We start from the raw sequence: 23,012 nt of genomic DNA on the forward strand, positions 1-23,012 counted from the left end.
ATGAAAATCTTTTAAAACAATAGTATGATCTCGATTTCGGGGTCATACTATTAGCTGTGTGAAACGACCCGATGCTTTTTACCCCCTACAGTAACAAGGCCACGGCAAAGTAGTCCCAAGTCTAAAATCAAATAAATATGACCCGTCTGCTGCGAACAGTGCTTTGCCTGTGCCAAGTTTAACGCTAAGATTGCATAAAATAACATAATGAGCAGGCAAAATGTTGAATTGGGCAAATACCGTGGCGCTGATTGTGGCGCTGTTTTCTGGGCCGATGTGGGCAAACGCACCGGAACGATCCCTTCGTCCCGAAGCGCGGGCTGTTCAGACAACTGAACCCGTTCGTTTCCTAGGCGGACGATCTTTGCGACCACATGAAAGACCAACGCTTATCGCAGGCAGCGGTCCGGTGTTGGTACAAACGTCAACATCAAACGCGCGGTTTGAAAACTGGCTGAAATCATTCAAACGGCGGGCGCGCGCACAAGGGATCAGTGAGCGAACGTTTAATGCTGCCTTTCGTGGGGTAGAGTATTTGCCAGATGTGATCCGCCGCGATCGCAATCAATCTGAATTCACCAAAACGATCTGGGAATATCTTGATAGCGCGGTTTCGGACACCCGCATTCGAAATGGGCGAAATGCCTTACGCGAACATGCGCGCGTTCTGGACCAGATCGAGGCACGCTTTGGTGTCGATAAAGAGGTTGTTGTCGCGGTTTGGGGGCTGGAAAGTGCGTATGGCGAAGTCCGTGGATCAACCCCGATTATCAGTGCGTTGTCGACGCTGGCCTTTGACGGGCGGCGTGGAAAGTTTTTCGAAGAACAGCTGATTGCTGCTTTGAAAATCATTCAGAACGGCGATGTAAATGCGCAAAATATGACCGGAAGTTGGGCCGGTGCCATGGGCCACACACAATTTATTCCAACATCCTACCTTGCCTATGCGGTTGATTTTCGTGGCGATGGCAAACGCGATATCTGGTCTGATGATCCCACTGATGCCTTGGCATCAACAGCCGCTTATCTTGCGCGATTTGGTTGGGTAAAAGGAAGACCATGGGGGGTCGAAGTCAAGCTGCCAAGGGGCTTTGATTACAGCCAAGCCAATCGCAGCATCAAGAAAAGACCAAGCCAATGGGCCGCCATTGGCGTGCGTGGCATGGATGGCAAACCGGTCCCAGACCATGGATCAGCATCCATTCTTTTGCCCGCAGGCGCGCGCGGCGCGGCTTTCATGATCTTCAAGAATTTTGATGTAATCGAACGCTATAATACGGCTGATGCCTATGTGATCGGCGTTGGACACCTAAGCGACCGTATTGGTGGTGGCCCCGCGATCCAGACGGCCTGGCCGCTTGGCGATCGATCTTTGAAATTTGCGGAACGCAAAGAACTTCAGCTAAGACTGACGCGCCGTGGTTTTAACACCCAAGGCGTTGACGGTCGGATTGGGCCCAAGACTGTGGCGGCCATCCGAGCCTTTCAAAAATCAATCGGTGTAGTACCTGATGGATACGCATCATTGGATATTCTAAAGCGCCTGCGCTGATACCAAATCTGCCCGCCGGTTCTAATCAGCGGGCAGATATATATTGCCTATTAAGCGGCGATAAAAGATGCCGTTTTCAAGTCATCTTGCACGTATTCTTGCCATTTTAAATCACTAACATAACGCCACGCCATGCGACCCATGTCATCCATTGCAAACAAATGCAGCCAGCCATTGTCAAACAGGTCCCGAACCCCTTGATGGCGCTGCAAAATATCGTTCATCGCATCGCGCGGTGCTTCGATCACAACATTTAAACGCAATGGATCATGTGCATAATTTTCACCATCGTGAACCGATTGCCAAGGTAGTCCGGCTCGCATGACACCTCCATTGCCCTCAACAACACCAATGCCACCAGTGATATTATGCAACAATTTGTTGCCCGCGCCAAACGTGTCCGGCGCAACGGTTGAGCCATAATATTGCAGGCTGATCCAACTGGCCACAACAACCGGGGCTGTCATGATCAACTCAAGTACGTTGAAATCACTGTCCTTTTTCCAATCATAACTATGCAGAAACGCCTGCCCCTTTAATTGCGTGCCATGGCTGCGATGCCGCGGCGCTGCGATAAACGCATTACAACCCGCAAGCCCCCATTCCGGGCGCACTTCGGCCCAGTCCAAGGCACGTTGCAAAACATCGCCATCGGTCTTTGCCCGCGCCAGTCGCAACGACCGCTCAGCCCTGGCCGCCTTGCCTGCTGAATTTAACCAAGACCGCAGTTCATCCAGTGCTTTCGCTGCATTATGGTCGATGAATATATCGCCATCATAAAGTGTCACCACGTCCGTCGTTGTATCGTGTAATGCAGGAACAAAGATTGTATCGTCCGGTATGATAATTTGGCGCGCTGCAAGCAATCCACGCACAGTGTCATCATTCAATATTCCAGCCAGAAGTCTTGCGTTGACATCGCCCGAATAGCCACCGCACGCACCGCAATGCAAAGCGCTTTCATGGGCATTATTTGTAACATTTGCACCGTGTCCTGCCAAAACGACCAGTGGCGCAAAAGTTTCGGTCAACGACATCGCATTCAAGATCGTTTCGGCCATATCTGCCTTGGATATTGCATCAAGGTCCGGACTAAATTGTGGTGCGGGTTGGATGTTGGTTGAACGGTTGTTCAAACTAAAACTGTCGCGTAGCAGTTTGCCAGCGTAAAGCGGACCCGTTGCTTCGACAAAAGCAAAAGAAGATACGGCAGCCAGTTTAAATCTGCCCCATGCCCGTTGTGCACGGGCATTGATCCGTGCGGCCCAATCCTCTTCGGAATGCCAATTGCCGCCCGACACAGACGACACGCCGGGTTTTAAAAGCACTGGCAAGCGCGCTTCTTCAATATCAGATGCGAACTGCTTGTGATGGGCCGTTAGACCAAAAAAACCTGCAAATCCAATGGTTTCAATTTGCGTATCCTGAGCCTCTAAAGCGCGGCGGAAAACTTCGGACCGAACATCAATACAAAACGCAGCCTGTACTTTGGGCCGTTCCGAAGCAGGTTGATGAGATGTTACAATCAATGCGTTTGACAGCCGCCTTTGTCCCGCACGTTCGGCTGCGTCTTGAAGAATAACTGCCACAATCTGATCTTGTGATGGCGCCAAAGCCGTTGCGTGTTCGGCACGTGCCTTGATCCAATCTGCGCTGATTTGATCTTTATATTGCTCAAATAATGCAACCTCCCACACCAGTGAAATGGCCAGAAGATCGCGCAAAGTATCATCGGTTTTACCCTCAAGCCCCGTTTGCCATGACAAATAGCGCGCATATTGCGCCCATCCGCCAAGCATCATCAGTTGTTGGTGGAAATATGTCTGACATTCAGCTTCTGTCAGCCCCAGGGTTTGAGTCATTTGGAAAATGGCATCTTTTGTATTGTCAGGTAATCCCGCGACTGTGGTTCTGAAGCCGCTCAATCCCCGTATATCTGGGGTTAGATCATACTGCGCAAACTGACACCACGCGGGCCAGGCGCCGGTTTTGTCGGCGTCACCCCAAAGGGCTTGTCCCTTATCAAAATAGCCCGCCGCCCATGCGCCAATCCGATCTGTCACAATCGCGGTCCAATCTATGCCAGACGCTTTCGATGCCAATTCTGTAATTGTTGGAACCGCATTCGGCTGTGATGACATCGACTGCGCAGCACTTTTTAAAGCATCCACAGTTTGTGGCTTTTGACCGAAATCCGCAGCTGTCAACGCATCCAATAAATCGACATCGGTTATTGCACCGGATTGGATTTTATCAAGATACCATTTCTTGGGCATCGTCACGGGCGTACCGGCCACACGCGCCAAAAGCGCTGTAGTGTCTGCCAGATTTTGCCCTGATTGACCCAAAAATGGATTAACGGCAACTGTTGCAGCCAATGGCCAGGCAGGTGGGATAGCATTGCAAGCCTGTTCAGCAACATTCAGAATGTTTGCAGTGTTTGTCATATCCAAATTCCTTTCTTAAACTGACTTACGCAGCGACCAGGCCCAAACAAGCCGGTCAAAAGCAGCCGTGACATAAAACCCGTTTGTTGCATGTATCCGCAGATGCCGAGCCCATGGCTTATGGGCCCAAAGCGGCAACATCGCTTGGGCAACGGCAATCAGACCAAAGCTGCCAACGGCCAAAACGATCATTGTCCATTCCAACGCCCCAGGTTGTGGTGTGGCCGGAAATGTTTCTGCCATGGCCCATTCCGCACCCGTTTGCAGCGTGAAATAGCCAAGCGCAGCCGCCAATGAATACATCACTGTCTTGCGCATCAGGCGATAGGGTGCCGCCCCCGCCATGCCTTGCGCCAAAAGATACGCGACGCCAAAGATCAAGATAGCCCCAAGCGCTATGGTCTGGGCCGATTTATCAGCAAAGCCAAATGGCACTGCAAGCAGTGCGTAAATGGCGATCGCAATGGCAAAAGCCTTGGTCACGGCCCACACGTTGGGCACGGCAATCGGCCCGGGCCGGTGTAAATCCGTAACAATCCGCACAGCACCACCCGACGATAAAAAGGCATGTGCTTTGTACAGTGAATGCGCTACGATATGCAGCAACGCTAGCGGAAAAAGCGCCAAACCACATTGCATGATCATAAAACCCATTTGGGCAATGGTTGACCAAGCCAAAGATGTTTTTACAGCAGACTGCGTCAACATGACGATACCGCCAAACAGTGCAGTAAAGCCACCAATCATGACCAGAAATGCCATGACCCATGGGGCCAACACCAGAACATCCGCAAATCTTAGCAGTAAAAATCCACCTGCATTAATGACACCAGCGTGCAGCAAGGCTGATACAGGCGTTGGGGTTTCCATCACCTCTGTCAGCCACCCATGCGTCGGGAATTGAGCCGATTTCAGCAAAGCTGCAATGGCCAAAAAGCCGACTGCCCAAACAACCGTTTGCGGTGCATTGCCTGTCTTGGCAGCGCTAATAATTTCAGAAATATTTCCGGTGCCATACCCTATTGCCAGCAAGAAGAAAGCTGCAATTACCGCGATATCGGAAAGCCGAGATACGACAAATTTTTTCCGCGCAGCCCGCTGTGCGCCTGTACGATCCGCATAAAACAAAAGCAATTTTTGTAGGAAAAAGCTGGTTGCGATCCATGCGGCACCAAGTTGGATCAGATGATCTGACTGAACCAGCATCAATACCGACGCCAAAGTCGCACACATCCAGGCAGTAAAGGGGCCTTGACGTGGTTCACCATCAAGATACGTCGCTGCATACCGCAAAACGATCCATCCGACAAAAGACACAAGCATCAGCATGATCGCACTTAGCAAATCCAACCGCGTTGGAAGGATCAGGTATGGGCTTGCTCCGGGCCCCATCCATATCAGTACACCAAACGAAGTAACGGCAACTAGAAGTGCAAAAAACGCTGCCCCTTCGGCCAGTTGTGACCACCATTTTTCAGATCTGACGCATAAAACAGCTGTCAGCAATAGGGCAATCGGTGCAATAAGTGGAAGAAGATAGGCAGTTGTCATATCGGATCCCATTCATTTGTAAAATCGGCTTGGATCAGATGTAGAGCATCAAAATGCATAAATTAAATACATTGTTATTCATCATTCATTCTGTTTAATAGAACGTTATGGCATCATTGAATTATAATCACCTACGTTACTTCTGGGCAGTTGCACACGATGGGAATTTGACCCGCACCGCAGAAAAACTAAACCTGTCGCAATCTGCGCTTTCTGTTCAGATACGCAAGCTTGAAGATCGTTTAGGCCACCCCTTGTTCGAAAGACGCGGTAGACAGCTGCATCTGACCGAAGCAGGGCGTATTGCGTTGGATCATGCAGATACTATTTTCGCAGTCGGCGATGAATTACTGGGAACATTGAATGAAACAGGGCGTGCCCGGAATGCATTGCGCGTTGGCGCATTGGCTACGTTATCGCGTAATTTCCAACTGCAGTTCCTAAGGCCGCTGCTTGGCCGCAATGATATTGAGCTGGACTTGAAATCCGGAAGTTTAACCGAACTTTTAATGGCCCTTAAAGCGCTTCAGATCGATGTGGTTCTGACCAATCAGGCCACTGACAGTGACGGCACGACGTCATTCATATCGCATAAATTGTCCGAACAGCAGGTTAGCCTGATCGGTACGCCGTCACGCTTTGACAAACCACGGAAGTTGCAACACATGCTTGCAACCCATCCTATTTTAGTACCCACAAAGAACAGCGCACTTAGACGCGATTTTGATGCTTTGACCGATCGGCTTGGGATACGGCCCATCATCGCAGCCGAGGTTGACGATATGGCAATGCTGCGGCTTTTGACCCGCCAGGACATCGGCCTTGCTGTACTGCCGCCCATCGTTGTGCAGGACGAATTAAAATCAGGCGAATTGGTCGAAATCGCCCCTTTGGATGGAATGTCGGAAAGTTTTTACGCAATCACACTGGATCGCCGCTTTCCAAATCCCACCCTGAAAGACTTGCTGTCCTAGGATCAATTACGGGTAAATGTAACACGGCGGTTCAGGCTGCGCCCGATGGCTGTCCCATTATCAGCAACAGGGCTTGTTTCCCCTTTGCCACCTGACAAAAGCTGCACCTCCACATCGTGTTTCAAAAGCAGCTCATTCATCACTGTCTGTGACCGTGCATTTGATAAAGCAAAATTATCTGCGTCTGATCCCACGCTGTCAGTATGTCCTTCGATCAGAACACGCACACCGTCGTCCAGCATAAACATTGCATCCGCCACTTGCTTGACTTGGGCACGACCATCGTCTGTCAGCTCGGCCGAGCCAGACGCAAACAGGATCGAGACATTGATCACAGCCCCAGGCTGTTCCAAAGCTTCGGCCATGTCAGAAGTTTCAAATTCGCTACCCATCGATACTGATCCGTCACTTTCGACACGCATCTCTGGCATGACGACAGATCCATCTTCACCAACCTCAATATCGCCAATACTAACATTGCCGTCTGCACCAGCAGACAATGCCCCGCCAATGTTAACATTACCATCAGATCCTGCAGACAGACCGCCACCTATGTTGGCATCACCGTCAGAGTCGATCGATATCTCATCACCAATTTTAACATCGCCATCAGATCCGACAGACATACCGTCCATCTGCACATCCCCTTCGCCGGTTACAGACATGCCGCCAATTGATACATCGCCATCACCGGTCACTTTTAGATCGGCCCATGCAGGTGCAGATATCAAAGCAAGTCCAAGACAAAAAGAGAATGAGGAAATTTTCATAATAAAGAAACCTTTGCAAATAGTATGGCCAAGCTGCTTAAAACAGCACTTGATCATAATATGTCTATGCTTCTGCGCATAGGTTCAAGTTTTTTTATCCATCTTGCGTACATGACATTCGGATAATAGTTTAAACTGGGATCACTTCGTAAGTATTCCCAGAAAATAGTGCTAAAAAACACTCGGCTTAAACACGCCTATTTTGGATATTAATACAGGCTGTCCACTACCAGAAAATTTCTAGGATCGCTTTCGTGATACCTTACGTTTCTCTTTTGCCGCGCGTTTCTTACCTGATCCGGCCTTTCGCCGTGGCGGCTTGCCGCGTCCGCGTGCCGGACCTTTGGGCATATCGTCGCCTTCAATACTTAGCAGTTCCAGCGTAAGGCCACCTGTGACGGGTACCGCTTCGGACAAACGGACGGTCACGCGTTGTCCAAGACCAATCACCATACCGCTGTCAGAGCCCATCAGGGTTTGCGTTTCTGCGTCGTGATGAAAGTATTCGCGTCCTAGACTTCGGATTGGGATCAGACCATCTGCCCCCGTTTCATCCAGCTTCACGAAGACACCAAACCGCGCGATACCGGAAATCCGGCCCGTAAATTCGTTGCCCACCCGTTCGCTTAGATAGCTGGCCAGATAGCGATCCGTCGTGTCACGTTCGGCCATCATCGACCGCCGTTCGGTATCAGAAATCAGCACTGCAGTTTCATCCAGAATATTGATGTCCTGATCTGTCAGCCCATCCTTGCCCCAGCCGTGCGCTGCGATCAAAGCGCGATGAACAATCAGATCAGCATAGCGGCGAATAGGGGACGTGAAATGCGCATATTTCTTCAACGCCAGTCCAAAATGCGCAAAATTTTCCTGATTGTAATACGCCTGTGTCATTGACCTTAGGGTAGATAAATTGATCAGTTCTGAAAACTCACTGTCGGCAGCCGCTTTCAAAAGCTGGTTTAAGTGTTGGGTTTTCAAAACCTGCCCTTTGGCCAGTTGCAAACCAGAGGCCTGTGCCGTTTCACGCAAGGCTTCCAACTTTTCGGGTGAAGGTTCTTCATGCACACGGAACAACAAGGGCGTACGACGATTTGTCAATTCTTCGGCAGCGGCGACATTCGCCAATACCATGAATTCTTCGATTAACCGATGCGCATCCAGGCGATCCCGAAAATTGACCGCCGTCACCGTACCGTCATCTGCCAGTTCGATACGTCGTTCGGGCAAATCCAGTTCCAAAGGCTGGCGCACGGCCCTTGCCTTGGTCAAAGCGGTATAAGCGGCGTAAAGCGGCTTGATCACATGGTCTAAAAAGGGTGCGACCTTTTCATTGGGTTGACCGTCCATCGCCGCCTGAACCTCGACATAGTTCAATGACGCATGGCTTTTCATCAATCCGCGCACAAAACGATGCCCGATCTTATGGCCTTTTGCATCAATTTGCATCCGCACTGCAATACACGCCCGCGGAACACCTTCATGCAATGAACAAAGATCACCAGACAAACGATCAGGCAACATCGGCACCACACGATCCGGGAAATATGTTGAATTGCCCCGTTTGCGCGCTTCGCGATCCAGTTCCGATCCAGGCGTCACATAATGTGCCACATCTGCGATCGCGACCCAAACCACATGGCCATCTTCGTTTTTGGGGTCATCATCCGCATGGGCGAAACAGGCGTCGTCATGATCACGCGCATCTGCCGGATCAATTGTAATTAAGGGCATATCACGCAGGTCTTCGCGATCCTTTAGACCCGCTGGTTTCATAGCATCGGCTTCGGCGATTACATCCTGTGGAAAATGATCTGGAATGCCGTGCTGGTGGATCGCAATCAGCGACACAGCACGCGGGGCCGATGGATCGCCCAGCCGTTTTAAAATCCGCGCTCTTGGCAAACCCATGCGTCCTTTGGGTCCAATCTGTTCAGCCTCAACCAATTCGCCTTCTTTCGCGCCCCCCGTCGCATCCGCAGCGACAACAAAATCCTTTTCTGTTCCCTTATCAATTGGGACAATCCAACCACCTTCGGCGCCAGTGCGGAAAATACCGACCACACGCTTTGGACTTTGACCGATACGGCGGATCAGGCGGGCCTCATAATGATGATCCTGGCCTTTGACCTCAGTCAGACGCGCCAGAATACGGTCGCCTTCGCCCAATGCAGGGTCCGCAGCCCGCGGGATCAGCAACACAACGGGTTCAACACCTTCGCCATGCCATTCCATGGGCTTGGCCATTAAATCGCCGTCCTTACCGGGGCTTAGAACCTGTAACACACTGACAGGTGGCAGTTTATCAGGATCGCGATAGGTCTTTTTACGCTTTTCCAAATGGCCTTCGGTCTCAAGTTCGCGCAAGAGCCGTTTCAGATCAATCCGCGCAGCACCTTTGATCCCAAAGGCCTTGGCAATATCACGTTTCGAAGTCAGCGTAGGGTTCTGGGAAATCCAGTCCAGCACTTCAGTTTTCGTTGGAATTTTTGTCATGCGGACGACCTAGCACGAAGCCAAGGGGCCGTCACGGAAAGAAAGCACGCATAATCCTCAGATGAAATATTCCCGCAAAATACGCATATAGATCCCTTTTAGCTGATCAATCTGTTCGGTCTGCACACATTCATCCACCTGATGCATGGTTTTGCCCACAAGACCGAATTCCACCACGGGACAATGATCTTTGACAAAACGTGCATCCGATGTCCCACCCGAGGTGGACATGCCAGGTTCAATCCCGGTTTCGGCTTTGACGGCATGGGCCACCAGATCAGACAATTCGCCCGGCGGAGTTACAAAGCTTTCGCCCGAAACTTTGACTTTGATATCGATTTTTATATCCATTTCGTCTGAAACGGTCTTTGCCTGATCCTGCAGCCATGCGGTCAGACTTGCCCCGGAATGGGTATCATTGAATCGAATATTCACCGTCGCACGGCATTCTGCGGGTATTACATTTGTGGCGGGATTACCCGTATCAATCGTAACGACTGCCAACGTCGAGGGGTCAAAGTGATCTGTACCCTGATCCAGTTCATGACTGGACAATCGGTCTATCAGTCGCGCGATCGCTGGCAATGGATTTTTCGCGCGATGTGGATAGGCCGAATGGCCCTGAACACCTGTCACAGTGACATAAGCCGTCAGGGAACCGCGCCGCCCGATTTTCATCATTTCGCCCATACGGTCAGGACAAGTAGGTTCGCCGACCAGGCACACTGACATGGCCTCGCCTTTGCCTTGCATCCAGTCTAGCAAAGCGACTGTACCGTCCGTGGCGTCGCCTTCCTCGTCCCCTGTGATCGCCAGAATGATGGCACCATCAGGTGGCGTAACGGTCACAAAATCAATCGCCGCTGCCGCAAAAGCCGCAACACCTGACTTCATATCTGTCGCACCCCGCCCGTACAGAACACCATCCGTGATCTGCCCACCAAACGGATCAACCGTCCACGCAGCTTTATCACCAATCGGGACCACGTCCGTATGCCCATTGAATCCGAATGATTGGGAATGTCCCTTTTCACCCCAACGCGCGTAAAGATTGGCAACATCGCCCCTGTCCACACGCCAGCATTCAAAGCCTGCATCTTGCAAAACCGCCTGCAATAACTGCAGAGCCCCACCTTCGGCCGGCGTCACAGACGGGCAACGGATCAAATCAGCCGTCAAAGCAACAGGGTCAACAGGTTTCATATTCTAATCCCCACTCTGATGACTTCAATTATCCCAACTGACCACACCACCGCCGCCAAAGATATAAAGCGCCAGAAACATCGACAAAACCAATGCAATTGACACACCGATATTCCAGCGAAGCGAGTTTTGATAATCATCACTTAACCAACTGCGGGGCCGAATACCTTTTGACAGAAAAACAGCCTGAGCCGCAAGATTGATCGCAACGATATTAACCAGAACTGTCACCATGGCCCTGATCGCCTGCCGGTATTCCTGTGCACCCAACAGCAATCCAAACGCTGCAATCGGGGGTAAAAGTGCCGCAGCAACCATCACGCCAACAAGTGCGGATTGATTCCCGCGCGCGACCATAAGGGCTGCCGCCGCACCCGATGCTAATGGCAAGGCAACTGTGTTCAGTCCCAAAGGTTCTTTGAAATTCATCAAGCCAGATTCGATATTTACCGGAAGTGACAATCCCAAAGTCATGCCAACTGCAATCGAGACGGCCAATCCCACCAGCAGCGACTTTAAGGAAATCCACAAAAGATCCCGATTTCCCAAAGTCGTGCCGAATGAAAACGCAATGATCGGGCCAAGCAATGGTGCAATAACCATTGCCCCGATCACCACAGCCAATTGTCCTGTGTTCAATCCAATCGCAGCCACCAGTGTGGCCAGCCCTGTCAGCACAAGATAATCCGACGTCAGAATGGCACCGTTTCGCACATCTGCATAAATCTCTTCGCGGGCTGCAGATTGGTTTTGCTGATCAAGATCTTCCTGCTTTTCCTCATCTTCTGGTTCCGGCAAGACGGCTTCGGTCGAATGGCTGATCAGCTTCCAATGATCACAATCCGCCAAGGCATCGCTGATCTTATCCATTTTTTCCTGGGAATCGGCCGTATGAACCAGCATGAAAATTTGATCTGGATGATCATCATTTTTGCTGCGAATGCTCCAACAATCCCCTTGGGGTAAATCTTCTGTAATTTCGGAAATACTGTCCGACCAATCGCGTGGTACAGAAAGCTGGATCAACCTAAATGGCATGATTGATACCACCTATCATGATTTATCTGCGTAAAACGGTGTCATTTGTGCGACGATCACTGAATTTTCCTGCAGCGCACGTTGCATCAAATCGCGTTCTTCCTGTTCGATTTCATGGCCTTGTGCCAACCGTTCGTCAAGTGTGCCGTAGCCCGTCACATCAAGTGGGGCCATATCTGCCCGCTTTAGGATCGCAACGGTTTCGCGCACAGCTTCAGCTTCGTCAACACCACTGGCATAGCACATAAGTGCGGCCCCTATTGACGTTTCGGGTAAACCGTCGCCATCCTTGCGACCAACTTCGATCACAAGGGTATAGACTTGCTGGCGCGTTTCCTTAGTCACGCAGCAACTCATTTATGCCAGTTTTGGACCGGGTCTTTTCGTCGACCCGCTTAACGATCACCGCACAATACAGATTAACGCCATTTTTTGATGGCATAGACCCTGCGACAACGACGGAATAGGGCGGTACTTCGCCATAAGTCACATCGCCTGTTTCGCGATCAACGATCTTGGTGGATTGGCCGATAAAGACACCCATACCCAGAACGGACCCTTCGCGGACAATGCAGCCCTCGACGACTTCGGACCGGGCACCGATAAAGCAATTGTCTTCGATGATCGTTGGACCAGCCTGCATGGGTTCCAGCACACCACCAATGCCAACGCCGCCGGACAAATGCACATTTTTACCGATTTGCGCACAGCTGCCAACAGTGGCCCATGTGTCAACCATCGTGCCACTGTCAACATAAGCACCAAGGTTTACAAAAGACGGCATCAAGACAACCCCGGGGGCAATAAAAGCTGATTTACGCACAATGCAGTTTGGCACAGCCCGAAATCCGGCGGCCCGCCATTGATTGTCGCCCCAGCCTTTGAATTTGCTGTCGACCTTATCCCACCAGCCGCTTCCTTGGGGGCCGCCGTCCTGCTGTTCCATATCCTTTAGACGAAAACCCAACAGAACCGCTTTTTTGGCCCATTGGTTCACGTGCCAACTGCCGTCATCTTGCTTTTCAGCTACGCGCAATGATCCGCTGTCCAATGCGTTCAATGTATCTTCGATCGCCTCGCGAGCCTCGCCCGTAGTGGTCGGGGTGATCGTATCGCGCGCATCCCATGCGGCTTCGATTGCAGTTTCAAGCGCGGCGTTTGACATCTGTCATTCTCCCAATTCCATGCTGGCATCACGTCGCATTGGGCTATAGACCGATGCATGCAAGCGTGCAATGCGAAGGACGACGTAATGAGTGATGACCGCAGCCATCTGTTTCGCGACAGTCAGGATGATATTGAAACCGTTCGGCATGTGCCCGACACACCGCAAACCCGTTCAGACATCTACCGACTGGCCTTTGCAGACGAAGATTTTCTGACGCGGCCCGAATTGCGCCCCGTGCGATTGCAGCTTGAACTGCTGAAGCCCGAGATCATTTTGGACGAAGCTGGCATACAATCCACTATTGTTCTTTTCGGTGGCGCGCGCATTCCCGAACCTACAAAAAAAGATCAGGCCCGCACAGAAACGCTGGCTGAACTGTCGCGCCATTATGATGAGGCTCGCGAATTTGCCCGGCTGATGACGTTGAAATCAATCGAAAGCGGTGGGCAGGAAGACGTCATTGTCACTGGCGGCGGCCCCGGCGTGATGGAGGCCGGAAATCGTGGTGCAGTTGATGCGGGCGGCAAATCCATAGGGTTGAATATTGTGTTGCCCCATGAACAGGCGCCGAATGAGTATGTCACACCAGAGCTGTGCTTTAATTTCCACTACTTTGGCATCAGAAAAATGCATTTCCTGCTGCGCGCCAAAGCGATCTGTGTCTTTCCGGGTGGCTTTGGCACCCTCGATGAACTGTTCGAAAGCCTGACGCTAATTCAGACGGGTCGCATGTCAGCAGTCCCATTTTTACTGTTTGGCAAAGCTTTTTGGGAACGGATCATCAACTGGGATGCGCTGGCTGACGCAGGCACTATTTCAGCCGAAGATCTGGACCTGTTTCGATTTGTCGACACAGCCTCCGAAGCAATCGCCGAGATCGAAAACTGGAATGGTGCCGGCCAGAAAAGATCAGCGATCCCTGGCCGCTGATCGCGCAATGTCGCGTTCGAAAATATAGATGTGTGAATGTCCTGGAAAGGGCGCGTTAAAACGGCGCATCAGCTTTGTATAGCTGGTACCGAAATCCGATGCTTTGGCCACACGCCTGTTATTGCCGATTTCAAAAAGCGCAAGACCGGCACCCGCTTCTTGCAGCATATAGCCTTTTACAGACAGTCGCGCCTGTAAATCTTTCCATCCCGTAGCAAAGGCAAAATCATCAGCAAGAAGCGCCCGCAAGGGTGCGACGAGCCGCTCATCAGTCCTGACGGACTTCTTCGCGCGTGATCTACGAAAGAGATCGCGTTTGATGGCATCGCGAACAATATCGCCCGCCTCAACGCCCTCTTCCGCTGCGATTTTCTGAAGTGCCTCAATTGTGGGTTGTGACAAATGAAACATAGCTGTGATCTTATCCATAAAATGAACGCTAATCACAGCTGCTGAAAATATAGTTAATCAGGCCAAAGGATCTGGCGCAATATTCCCGCCGCAAATCAGAATAGCGACTTTTTCATCAGGCTCTGGCTGATATTCCCCAGAGGTTAGCGCGGCCAAAGCAACAGCACCCGCAGGTTCCGTCAACTGTCGCGCATGGATCCATAACGCGCGTTGCGCCGCGATAATCGCTTCATCTGTCACGGTCATTGACGCTGTAAGGTGCTGCTGCGCCAGATCATAGGCGATCCGGCCAATCTGTCGTGCCCCCAATGCATTTGCGGCCACACCAGACACCTCAACCGCTGTTTCTGGCCCGTGCTGCAATGCTGTGTGTAATGTTGCAGCTTGAACAGGCTCAACCGCAATGACGCGCCGTACACCCCCAAACCAGGCCAACGCCCCACCGATCAAACCGCCGCCACCTACGGCGATAATCACTGTATCGGCCTCTAATCCTTGCGCCTGCCATTCGCGCGCCAAGGTCCCCTGGCCCACCACCGTTTCCATAGCATCATAGGCATGAATTTGGATCGCGCCTGTCTCAGCCTCATAGTGCTGCGCGGCTTCAAGCGCATTTGCATATGTCCCCGGTATGACATGCAAATCCGCGCCGGTTCGTTCAATCAACGCAATTTTTGCAGGGCCCGCAATTTCAGGCACATAAATCCGTGCTTTATAGCCCAAAGTGCGCGCCGCAAATGCAACAGCTGCCCCGTGATTGCCGCCCGATGCCGCCACAATACCGACCCTTGGCACATCACGCGTCAGCAGATTGTTAAACGCACCGCGTGCCTTAAAGCTGCCCGTGTGCTGCATCTGCTCAAGCTTGATTTCAACTGGATAGCCCAAATCAAATGCATCCAGTTTCAGAACTGGCGTTCGCACAATATACGCATCTATTCGGTCAGCCGCCGCATCTATCTGCGTGCGCCAGTCTGTCAAAGACCGGCCTCGGCTGCGATTTCCTTGCGGGATTTACGGGCGCGTTCCGTGTCTGATTTCAGCTGACCGCATGCTGCCATAATATCTTCGCCACGCGGTTTTCGGATTGGGCTGGCATAACCTGCATCATGAACAATATCTGCAAACGACTTGATCCGCTTCCAATCTGATCGTTCATAGGGCGCACCGGGCCATTCGTTGAAGGGGATCAGATTGATCTTGGCAGGTATGCCTTTGATCAGCTTGACCAGACGACGTGCATCATCATCACTGTCATTCACGCCTTTCAGCATCACATATTCAAATGTGATACGTTCGGAATTGCTGGCCTTGGGATAAGCCCGCAGCGCATCAAGCAAATCAGCGATCGGCCAGCGCTTGTTAATGGGAACCAGCTTATCGCGCACTTCGTCTGTGGTCGCATGAAACGATACCGCCAGCAAACACCCAATTTCGGTGGCCGTGCGTGCGATTTCAGGCACCACGCCACTGGTTGACAGCGTAATCCGCCGCCTGGACAGTTGAATGCCTTCGGGATCCATTGCGATTTTCATCGCATCGCGCACGCCTTCGAAATTATAAAGCGGCTCGCCCATGCCCATTAGCACGATGTTTGACAGCAACCTTGGTTTATCCGCAGGGTTTTGACCTGCCTCGGGCCATTCATCCAGATCATCGCGCGCCAGCATCACCTGACCGATAATCTCGCCCGGTGTTAGATTGCGTACCAGCTTTTGCGTGCCAGTGTGACAAAACGAGCAGGTCAATGTACACCCGACCTGAGACGAAATACACAAAGTTCCCCGGTTTTCTTCAGGGATATAAACGACCTCAACCTCGTGCCCGCCAGCGATCCGCACCAGATATTTGCGTGTTCCGTCCTCGGATACTTGCTTTGTAACCAGCTCAGGCAGCTCAATCATGAAATGCTGCGCCAGTTCTGCGCGATAGGGTTTGGACAGGTTTGTCATCGCATCGAATGACCGAACGCCCTTTTGATAAAGCCACTGCCAAATTTGCCCAGTCCGCATTTTTGACTGCTTCTCGGGCGTACCAGCAGCAATCAATGCCGCACGCAAACTATCGCGCGTCAATCCAATCAGATTGATCGGGCCATCCGGTAATTTGCGCGGAATCGTCAAAACATCCTGCGTGATCGGTGCATTGTCCGACATGCGACTACTCCAAATAAAGACTGGACTGCTCACATATAGGATTTTGGGAATATTTCAAATGAAACCAAACATTCGGACTTTAAACGCTTCGTTATACAATAAATAAAAGACGCGGGGAGGTATGGCCACCGCGTCTTTTAACGTCATAGAGGTGGTGGATTACTCCCAACCGGCCTCATTAAATATCGCTTGGGCTGTGCCGACATTTTTCGCAACTGCTGATAGATCAACATCATCTGGTTTGAAAAATCCCAATTGCGCAACGCTTGGCGACAGCGCCACACCCGGAACTGCAGGATATTCATCGTTGCCGGCGGAAAAATATTGCTGCGCCTGATCGCTGGCCAAATATTCTAGGAACCTAATTGCATTTTCACGGTTCGGCGCATTTACAGCCACGCCGCCGCCCGACAGGTTCATATGCGCACCATTGCCGCCCTGATCAGGGAAAACCCAACCGAACATGTCCAGGCTATCAGAAACGCCTTCGACTGATTTGCGAATAGCCCGACCGAAGTAATAGGTATTCGACATCGAAATATCGCATTCCCCCGATACGATGCCACGCAGTTGATCGGTATCTCCGCCCTGTGGATCACGTGCAAAGTTTGCAACAACACCGGTTGCCCAATCTCGCGCGACCGCTTCGCCTTCGTGTTCGATAATCGCTGCCAGAATGGTCTGGGAATAGACATTCGTGGATGACCTGCTGCACACTAAACCCTTGTATTTGGGGTCGGCAAGATCAGCATAAGTTTGCGGGGGATCGGTCACATCGTTTTTGTCGTAAAACAAAATACGCGCGCGCTGTGAAAGACCAAACCATTGGTTGTCAGCGTCCTGCAAATACCCCGGCACACGCGCTTCAAGCACATCAGAGTCGATTGATTGCAGCAAACCCATTTCTTTCGCACGCTCAAGCCGCGATGTATCAACCGTCAGCAAAATATCAGCCGGACTGTTGGCACCTTCGGCCTGCATACGCGCCAGAAGCTCATCTGCATTGCCCTCAATCCGGCGGACAGTGATACCAGTTTGTTCTTCAAAATCAGAATAAAGGCGTTCGTCCGTGTCGTAATGACGAGATGAATACAAATTTAATTCGCCTTCGGCGTAAGCAAATGACGGGGCGGAAATCACCGCTGCAACTGATAAAGAAATGACTGAGACAAGTTTTGATCGGGACATTTATAGTTCTCCTAACAGAGCCGATTATTTCTTACTAAAATAATCAGTTACCAAATTAGTCAGGATACGCAAGTCCTTTTCCGATTATTTTAATCGGAATTAAATTTTACTATAGATTCACGCTTTTTGTCGAATAATTGACCCCGCCCCGTGGTCTGTAAACAACTCAAGCAGACAAGCGTTAGGCGCGCGACCATCAAGAATAACGACGGCACGCACACCATTTTCAATCGCATCAAGTGCCGTCTCAGTTTTTGGGATCATACCGCCCTGAATTGTACCATCTGTTATCATGGTGCGAATTTGTTGGGTTGTTAGCTCTGTGACCACATCGCCATCGGCATCCTTGACCCCAGGCACATCCGTTAACAAAAGCAACCGATCTGCATTCAAGGCAGCTGCAATCGCACCTGCGGCGGTATCGCCATTCACATTGAACGTCTCGCCATTTCGCCCAGCTCCAATGGGCGCAATTACAGGGATCGTATCGTCCTTGAATAAGGTTCTCAGAACGCCCGGATCAATATCAGCGGGGGTCCCTACAAAACCAAGATCAGGATGTGTTTGATCACAGATCATCAAGTTTGCATCTTTGCCGGACAACCCAACCGCTTTGCCACCCTGCCCATTGATGGCCTGAACGATCCGCTTATTCACGCGACCTGACAGCACCATTTCCACGACTTCTACAGTGGCGGCGTCTGTCACACGTTTGCCATTCACGAAATCGGATTTGATCTGCAATGTCTCAAGCATTTTATTGATCATGGGCCCACCCCCATGCACAACGACCGGATTTACACCCACTTGGCGCATCAAGACGATGTCGCGCGCAAAGCTTTCCATCGCCTCGTCACTGCCCATGGCATGGCCGCCAAATTTGATGACGACGATTGCGCCATCATATCGCTGCAGATAAGGCAAAGCCTGTGACAAGGTACGGGCTGTTGCGATCCAATCGGCGTCCATGGCTGTTTGCTTCTTCATTTTATGTCCCTTTGCGCGTCTTTGGTAATCGGTTCCGGTGACCATGCCAAGGGGCGTTGCCATCACCGCAGACACTGCTAGGCTATCGTCGGACGGAGATTACAAAATGCAGAAAACTGAACCACAGCGCACAATGGTTTTAACCGGCGCAAGCCGGGGCATCGGCCACGCTACGGTGCAACGCTTTAATTCGGCTGGCTGGCGTGTGATCACCTGTTCGCGCCACCCTTTTCCGGATGCGTGCCCTTGGGGGGGCGGTGCAGATAATCACGTCGAAATTGATCTGGCTGATCCCAATAATACCATCGCCGCGATCGAGGTGATCCGTGAAAAACTGAGGGGTCGTCTGGACGCGCTGGTCAATAACGCAGGCATTTCGCCCAAAGGCCCAGACGGTGAACGGCTGAATACATTTGATACCGATTTGCGCACATGGGGGCATGTGTTTCATGTGAACTTCTTTGCGTCTGTCGTATTGGCACGCGGTCTAAAAACCGAATTAACCGCGGCCAAAGGGGCGGTTGTGAATGTCACATCGATTGCTGGCAGCCGAGCGCATCCTTTCGCAGGCGCGGCCTATGCAACGTCCAAAGCAGCCCTTGCCGCGTTGACGCGGGAAATGGCGCATGACTTTGGCCCCTTGGGTGTGCGGGTGAATGCGATAGCACCGGGCGAAGTCGAAACCTCAATCCTGTCGCCTGGGACTGAAAAAATAGTTGAAAAGCTGCCGTTGCGCAGATTGGGCCAACCTTCTGAAGTGGCTGACGTGATATTTTTTCTATGCTCGGATCAGTCAAGCTATGTCACAGGGACTGAGATCGAAGTGAACGCAGGCCAGCACGTATAAAAGCCTATTCAAGCGTTGCGATTATACTTCGTAAAGTCGCGATCCCGTCGCCCTTTTCGGATGAGGTCAGCACAATCTCTGGATAAGCGGCGGGATGTTTTGACAGGGCTGTTCGAACTTGATCAAAAACCTTTTCGCGATCGGCCGCTTTGATCTTGTCCACCTTCGTCAGTACACATTGGAACGTAACAGCGGCGCGATCCAACAGGGTCAGAATATCTTCGTCTACCGCCTTGATCCCGTGGCGGGCATCAATCAACACAAAAGCGCGGCGCAAGGTGGCACGACCCGAAAGATAGGACTTTAGCAATCGCTGCCATTTTTCCACAACCGGCAATGGCGCATTCGCAAATCCATACCCGGGCAAATCCACTAGGTAATAGTCATCGCCAACTGTGAAAAAGTTGATTTCTTGCGTTCGACCAGGCGTATTCGACGCACGTGCCAGTCCTTTGCGTCCTGTCAATGCATTGATCAGGCTGGATTTTCCAACATTGGACCGCCCTGCAAAACAAACTTCCAATCGGTCATCAGGCGGCAGGCCGTTCATGGCCACCACACCTTTTAGAAACTCGGTTTGACCCGCAAAAAGTTTGCGCCCTTGTTCTTTTGTAATGTCATCAGGATCAGGCGCATGAACAAAAGGAACTTGCATCAGATCACCTGTACCGCATCACCGGATTTTATATCACCAGTTTCAATAACTTCGGCGTATATACCAAAATCCTTATGGTCCCATTTTTTTTCTAACAGGGATGAAACATCTTGGTCACGCGCGCCTGTGTCAGGATTGGCATGGGTCGCCATACATCGGCCAATTCTTTCAACAACATTCAAAACCGCACCGCCAACACGCACTTTTTTGCCAATCCAATTAAACTCTTCCCATGCGTCCAGCCCTTTGATCCAGATATTGCCGCGAAAGCGACGGGAAGAAAGGGATACACCGGCTTGATTCGACAGACTTCGAAGTGAGTCATGCGATAACAGACTGACTGATTCAAAAGGCGTATCTGTCATTCCGCGATCGGCACGCACAATATCTGTTGATCGCGCGCGATCTTTGGGCATCAGTGGCTGTACCCAATCTAGAAATACGGAACTTTCAGTGTCTGGGTTGAACTGAATGTCCGGCAGATCAGGATGTGACAGTGTGATTACCCCGGCGTCTTCATCAAAGACTGAATGGATCGCCATAAGCTTTGGCGCTTTGGCCCCGCGCGAAAAGTTTGCGCATTTCGCCCATTTTGAACCGGTCGATTGCGCAGCTTCGTGCAAAACAGCCCAGGTTCTGTCCCATGGCATTGTTTTACCCGCTTCCAAGGTAACACTTTCCAGCTTTTCTACGCCATGTGCCTTAATCGGATAACGCCATATGTCGGACACAACCGCCATTACTTTGCGTCTTGCTTAGGCTTTTTGAAGCTTGATTTTATATTGCCAAAAATATCAGGTTTTATGCCCTGACTGCGCATGATCACGTACTGCTGTGTAAACGTCAGCATGTTGTTTGCAATCCAGTACAAGACAAGACCCGATGCGAAACTGCCCAGCATAAACATGAAAATCCACGGCATCCAGGCAAAGACCATCGCTTGTGTGGCGTCCGTTGGTGCAGGGTTCAGTTTTTGCTGAAGCCACATCGAAACACCAAGTAAAATTGGCAAAACACCAAGTGAAAAGATGAAAAAGAACGATCCTGGGTCCGGCGTATCCCATGGGAACAGCCCAAAAAAGTTCAGGATTGATGACGGATCTGGCGCAGAAAGATCGCGTATCCATCCAAGCCAAGGGGCGTGACGCAGCTCAATCGTGACAAAAATCACTTTATAAAGCGAAAAGAATATTGGGATCTGCAGCAAAATCGGCAAGCAACCCGCCGCAGGATTAACCTTGTTCGTCTTATAAAGCTGGATCATGCCTTGTTGCATTTTCTGCTTGTCGTCTCCAGCCGCCTCTTTCAGCTTTTCCATTTCCGGCTGAAGCTCTTTCATTCTGGCCATGGAAACATAGGATTTATAAGCCAAAGGCAGCAGCAATGCCTTGATGATGAACGTCAACGCAATGATTGACCAACCCATGTTGCCGATCAAAAGGTTAAGTTCATGCAGCAACCAGAAGATGGGCTTAGTCAGGAAAAAGAACCAACCCCAATCGATGCTGTCGATAAAACCCTTTATCCCACCTTCATTCTGGTAATCGCGAATGGCTTCCCATTCCTTGGCACCCGCAAAAAGCTGGCTGGATGCGCTTGCGGTCGTTCCCGGTTGAACAGTCTGAACACCAAGAACGGCTTCGACCTGATAAATATCCCTGCGTTCATCATATTTCGCGACGGATCGAAATGATGTACCGGGTTGCGGGATCAAAGTCGTCATCCAGTTTTTATCGGTAAAGCCAATCCAGCCGTCAGTCTCAACACGAATGACATCGGCACGTGCGCCTTCCCGTTCCAAGAATTCGAACTCTGTCATATCGTCATAATCGGTTTCGTCCAGCGTCCCATCAGACATGCGGACAATGCCTTCGTGCAGGATGAAAAACCCAATGATGTCAGGTTCTCCATGACGCGCGACAATGCCATAAGGGGCCATAGTGACAACTTCGGCAGTATTGTTTTCGATGGATTGTTCAATCGAAAACATGAAATCTTTATCAACTGAAATCGTGCGACGATAAGATAAACCGTTTCCGTTATCCCAAAGCAGAACAACCGGTGTATCAACAGTCAGTTCATCACCCTGTTCAAGCGTCCACAATGTGTTTGGGCCAGGAACGTCTTCAAGTTCAACGCCTGCACCGGGGGCCCAGCCATAAAGCGCGTAATAGGCGTCGTTTGCACCAAATGGGGACAACAGTCTGACAATATCACTTTCAGGATCAAGCTCTTCACGATAGCTTTTCAATGCCAAATCGTCGATACGGCCACCCAACAACGATATCGACCCACCAAGTTCGGGCGTATTGATTGGTACGCGAGGCGCCTCAGACAATGCAGATTGCAACGTTTCTTGTTCGGTCGCACTGTTCGACACCGTCTCAACTGGATCTGCAGCGATCGGTGTGCTGACACCTTCGCCAACAGGTTGTTGCGTTTCCGTTGGCAGCGGTGGTTCAGGAGCCGGGAAAAAGAAAGACCAGCCAATGATGACCAGGAAACTTAGTACACATGCAAGAATTAGGTTCTTGTTTTGATCATTCATAAGGCTCTGCCATTGCTTTTTACTTGGTCAGGAGGGTTCAACAGATTGACCGACCAAAGGTCAAGCTGTTTTCCTGTCCGCGCTCTTTTGG

Annotated in this window: 20 protein-coding genes; 4 read left to right on the plus strand and 16 right to left on the minus strand. The window is 51.0% G+C overall.

What is annotated here, in order from left to right; all coding sequences use genetic code 11:
- Nucleotides 1-220 precede the first annotated feature (220 nt).
- On the plus strand, nucleotides 221-1,552 hold the full coding sequence (locus tag HRQ87_RS04440) for a lytic murein transglycosylase (RefSeq protein ID WP_174135666.1): 1,332 nt from the start codon (nucleotides 221-223) through the stop codon (nucleotides 1,550-1,552).
- 50 nt (nucleotides 1,553-1,602) lie between these two features.
- On the opposite strand, the gene HRQ87_RS04445 is transcribed toward HRQ87_RS04440, so the two are convergent.
- Nucleotides 1,603-3,999: a YbcC family protein gene (locus tag HRQ87_RS04445; RefSeq protein ID WP_174135668.1), complete on the minus strand. Its 2,397-nt coding sequence runs from the start codon at nucleotides 3,997-3,999 to the stop codon at nucleotides 1,603-1,605.
- Between the two features lie 15 nt (nucleotides 4,000-4,014).
- A complete protein-coding gene (locus tag HRQ87_RS04450; RefSeq protein WP_174135670.1) occupies nucleotides 4,015-5,550 on the minus strand; it encodes a proton-conducting transporter transmembrane domain-containing protein in 1,536 nt (511 codons plus the stop codon).
- Between the two features lie 107 nt (nucleotides 5,551-5,657).
- Here HRQ87_RS04450 and HRQ87_RS04455 point away from each other — a divergent pair, with 107 nt between their 5' ends.
- Nucleotides 5,658-6,524, plus strand: a complete 867-nt coding sequence (locus HRQ87_RS04455) for a LysR family transcriptional regulator (protein WP_174135672.1) — start codon at nucleotides 5,658-5,660, stop codon at nucleotides 6,522-6,524.
- 2 nt (nucleotides 6,525-6,526) lie between these two features.
- Here the strand turns inward: HRQ87_RS04455 and HRQ87_RS04460 are convergent, their stop codons facing one another.
- From HRQ87_RS04460 to dapD, 6 genes are all read right to left on the minus strand, one after another.
- A complete protein-coding gene (locus tag HRQ87_RS04460) occupies nucleotides 6,527-7,294 on the minus strand; it encodes an OmpA family protein (protein ID WP_174135674.1) in 768 nt (255 codons plus the stop codon).
- Nucleotides 7,295-7,534: 240 nt separating this feature from the next.
- Nucleotides 7,535-9,790, minus strand: coding sequence for a ribonuclease R (gene rnr, locus HRQ87_RS04465; RefSeq protein ID WP_174135676.1), 2,256 nt, complete (start codon nucleotides 9,788-9,790; stop codon nucleotides 7,535-7,537).
- Between the two features lie 57 nt (nucleotides 9,791-9,847).
- On the minus strand, nucleotides 9,848-10,993 hold the full coding sequence (gene dapE, locus HRQ87_RS04470) for a succinyl-diaminopimelate desuccinylase (RefSeq protein ID WP_174135678.1): 1,146 nt from the start codon (nucleotides 10,991-10,993) through the stop codon (nucleotides 9,848-9,850).
- Between the two features lie 24 nt (nucleotides 10,994-11,017).
- Entirely contained in the window at nucleotides 11,018-12,031 is a 1,014-nt protein-coding gene (locus HRQ87_RS04475) for a TIGR00341 family protein (protein ID WP_174135680.1), read from the minus strand.
- A 15-nt stretch (nucleotides 12,032-12,046) separates the two neighbouring features.
- Nucleotides 12,047-12,376 (minus strand): hypothetical protein, encoded by a 330-nt coding sequence (locus HRQ87_RS04480; protein ID WP_343035139.1) that lies wholly within the window; start codon nucleotides 12,374-12,376, stop codon nucleotides 12,047-12,049.
- A complete protein-coding gene (gene dapD, locus HRQ87_RS04485) occupies nucleotides 12,369-13,196 on the minus strand; it encodes a 2,3,4,5-tetrahydropyridine-2,6-dicarboxylate N-succinyltransferase (RefSeq protein ID WP_174135684.1) in 828 nt (275 codons plus the stop codon). Before dapD ends, HRQ87_RS04480 begins: the two co-directional genes overlap by 8 nt.
- 87 nt (nucleotides 13,197-13,283) lie before the next feature.
- Here dapD and HRQ87_RS04490 point away from each other — a divergent pair, with 87 nt between their 5' ends.
- Nucleotides 13,284-14,129, plus strand: coding sequence for an LOG family protein (locus tag HRQ87_RS04490; protein WP_174135686.1), 846 nt, complete (start codon nucleotides 13,284-13,286; stop codon nucleotides 14,127-14,129).
- On the opposite strand, the gene HRQ87_RS04495 is transcribed toward HRQ87_RS04490, so the two are convergent.
- The 5 genes from HRQ87_RS04495 to argB form a co-directional block, all read right to left on the minus strand.
- The gene (locus HRQ87_RS04495; RefSeq protein ID WP_174135689.1) at nucleotides 14,109-14,558 is read right to left on the minus strand and encodes a hypothetical protein; all 450 of its coding nucleotides are present in this window, start codon (nucleotides 14,556-14,558) and stop codon (nucleotides 14,109-14,111) included. The two genes, HRQ87_RS04490 and HRQ87_RS04495, sit on opposite strands and share 21 nt — an antisense overlap.
- A 39-nt stretch (nucleotides 14,559-14,597) precedes the next feature.
- Complete coding sequence (locus tag HRQ87_RS04500) at nucleotides 14,598-15,521, minus strand: threonine/serine dehydratase (RefSeq protein ID WP_174135691.1); 924 nt, start codon at nucleotides 15,519-15,521, stop codon at nucleotides 14,598-14,600.
- Nucleotides 15,518-16,696, minus strand: coding sequence for a dual-specificity RNA methyltransferase RlmN (gene rlmN / locus HRQ87_RS04505; protein ID WP_174135693.1), 1,179 nt, complete (start codon nucleotides 16,694-16,696; stop codon nucleotides 15,518-15,520). Before rlmN ends, HRQ87_RS04500 begins: the two co-directional genes overlap by 4 nt.
- A 159-nt stretch (nucleotides 16,697-16,855) precedes the next feature.
- Entirely contained in the window at nucleotides 16,856-17,884 is a 1,029-nt protein-coding gene (locus HRQ87_RS04510) for an extracellular solute-binding protein (protein WP_174135695.1), read from the minus strand.
- Between the two features lie 117 nt (nucleotides 17,885-18,001).
- Nucleotides 18,002-18,871: an acetylglutamate kinase gene (argB, locus tag HRQ87_RS04515; RefSeq protein WP_174135697.1), complete on the minus strand. Its 870-nt coding sequence runs from the start codon at nucleotides 18,869-18,871 to the stop codon at nucleotides 18,002-18,004.
- Nucleotides 18,872-18,977: 106 nt separating this feature from the next.
- Here argB and HRQ87_RS04520 point away from each other — a divergent pair, with 106 nt between their 5' ends.
- Entirely contained in the window at nucleotides 18,978-19,718 is a 741-nt protein-coding gene (locus HRQ87_RS04520) for an SDR family NAD(P)-dependent oxidoreductase (protein WP_174135699.1), read from the plus strand.
- A 4-nt stretch (nucleotides 19,719-19,722) separates the two neighbouring features.
- On the opposite strand, the gene yihA is transcribed toward HRQ87_RS04520, so the two are convergent.
- From yihA to yidC, 3 genes are read right to left on the minus strand one after another with little or no spacing between them, the layout of a single operon-like run.
- Nucleotides 19,723-20,373 (minus strand): ribosome biogenesis GTP-binding protein YihA/YsxC, encoded by a 651-nt coding sequence (gene yihA, locus HRQ87_RS04525; RefSeq protein ID WP_174135701.1) that lies wholly within the window; start codon nucleotides 20,371-20,373, stop codon nucleotides 19,723-19,725.
- Nucleotides 20,373-21,113 carry an MOSC domain-containing protein gene (locus HRQ87_RS04530; protein ID WP_174135703.1) on the minus strand — a complete coding sequence of 247 codons (741 nt, stop codon included), beginning with the start codon at nucleotides 21,111-21,113 and terminating at the stop codon, nucleotides 20,373-20,375. The genes yihA and HRQ87_RS04530 overlap by 1 nt, the downstream gene beginning before the upstream one ends.
- A complete protein-coding gene (yidC, locus tag HRQ87_RS04535; RefSeq protein ID WP_174135705.1) occupies nucleotides 21,113-22,921 on the minus strand; it encodes a membrane protein insertase YidC in 1,809 nt (602 codons plus the stop codon). The genes HRQ87_RS04530 and yidC overlap by 1 nt, the downstream gene beginning before the upstream one ends.
- Nucleotides 22,922-23,012: the final 91 nt, after the last annotated feature.

This window comes from Parasulfitobacter algicola (assembly GCF_013315265.1).
Taxonomy (GTDB): domain Bacteria; phylum Pseudomonadota; class Alphaproteobacteria; order Rhodobacterales; family Rhodobacteraceae; genus Parasulfitobacter; species Parasulfitobacter algicola.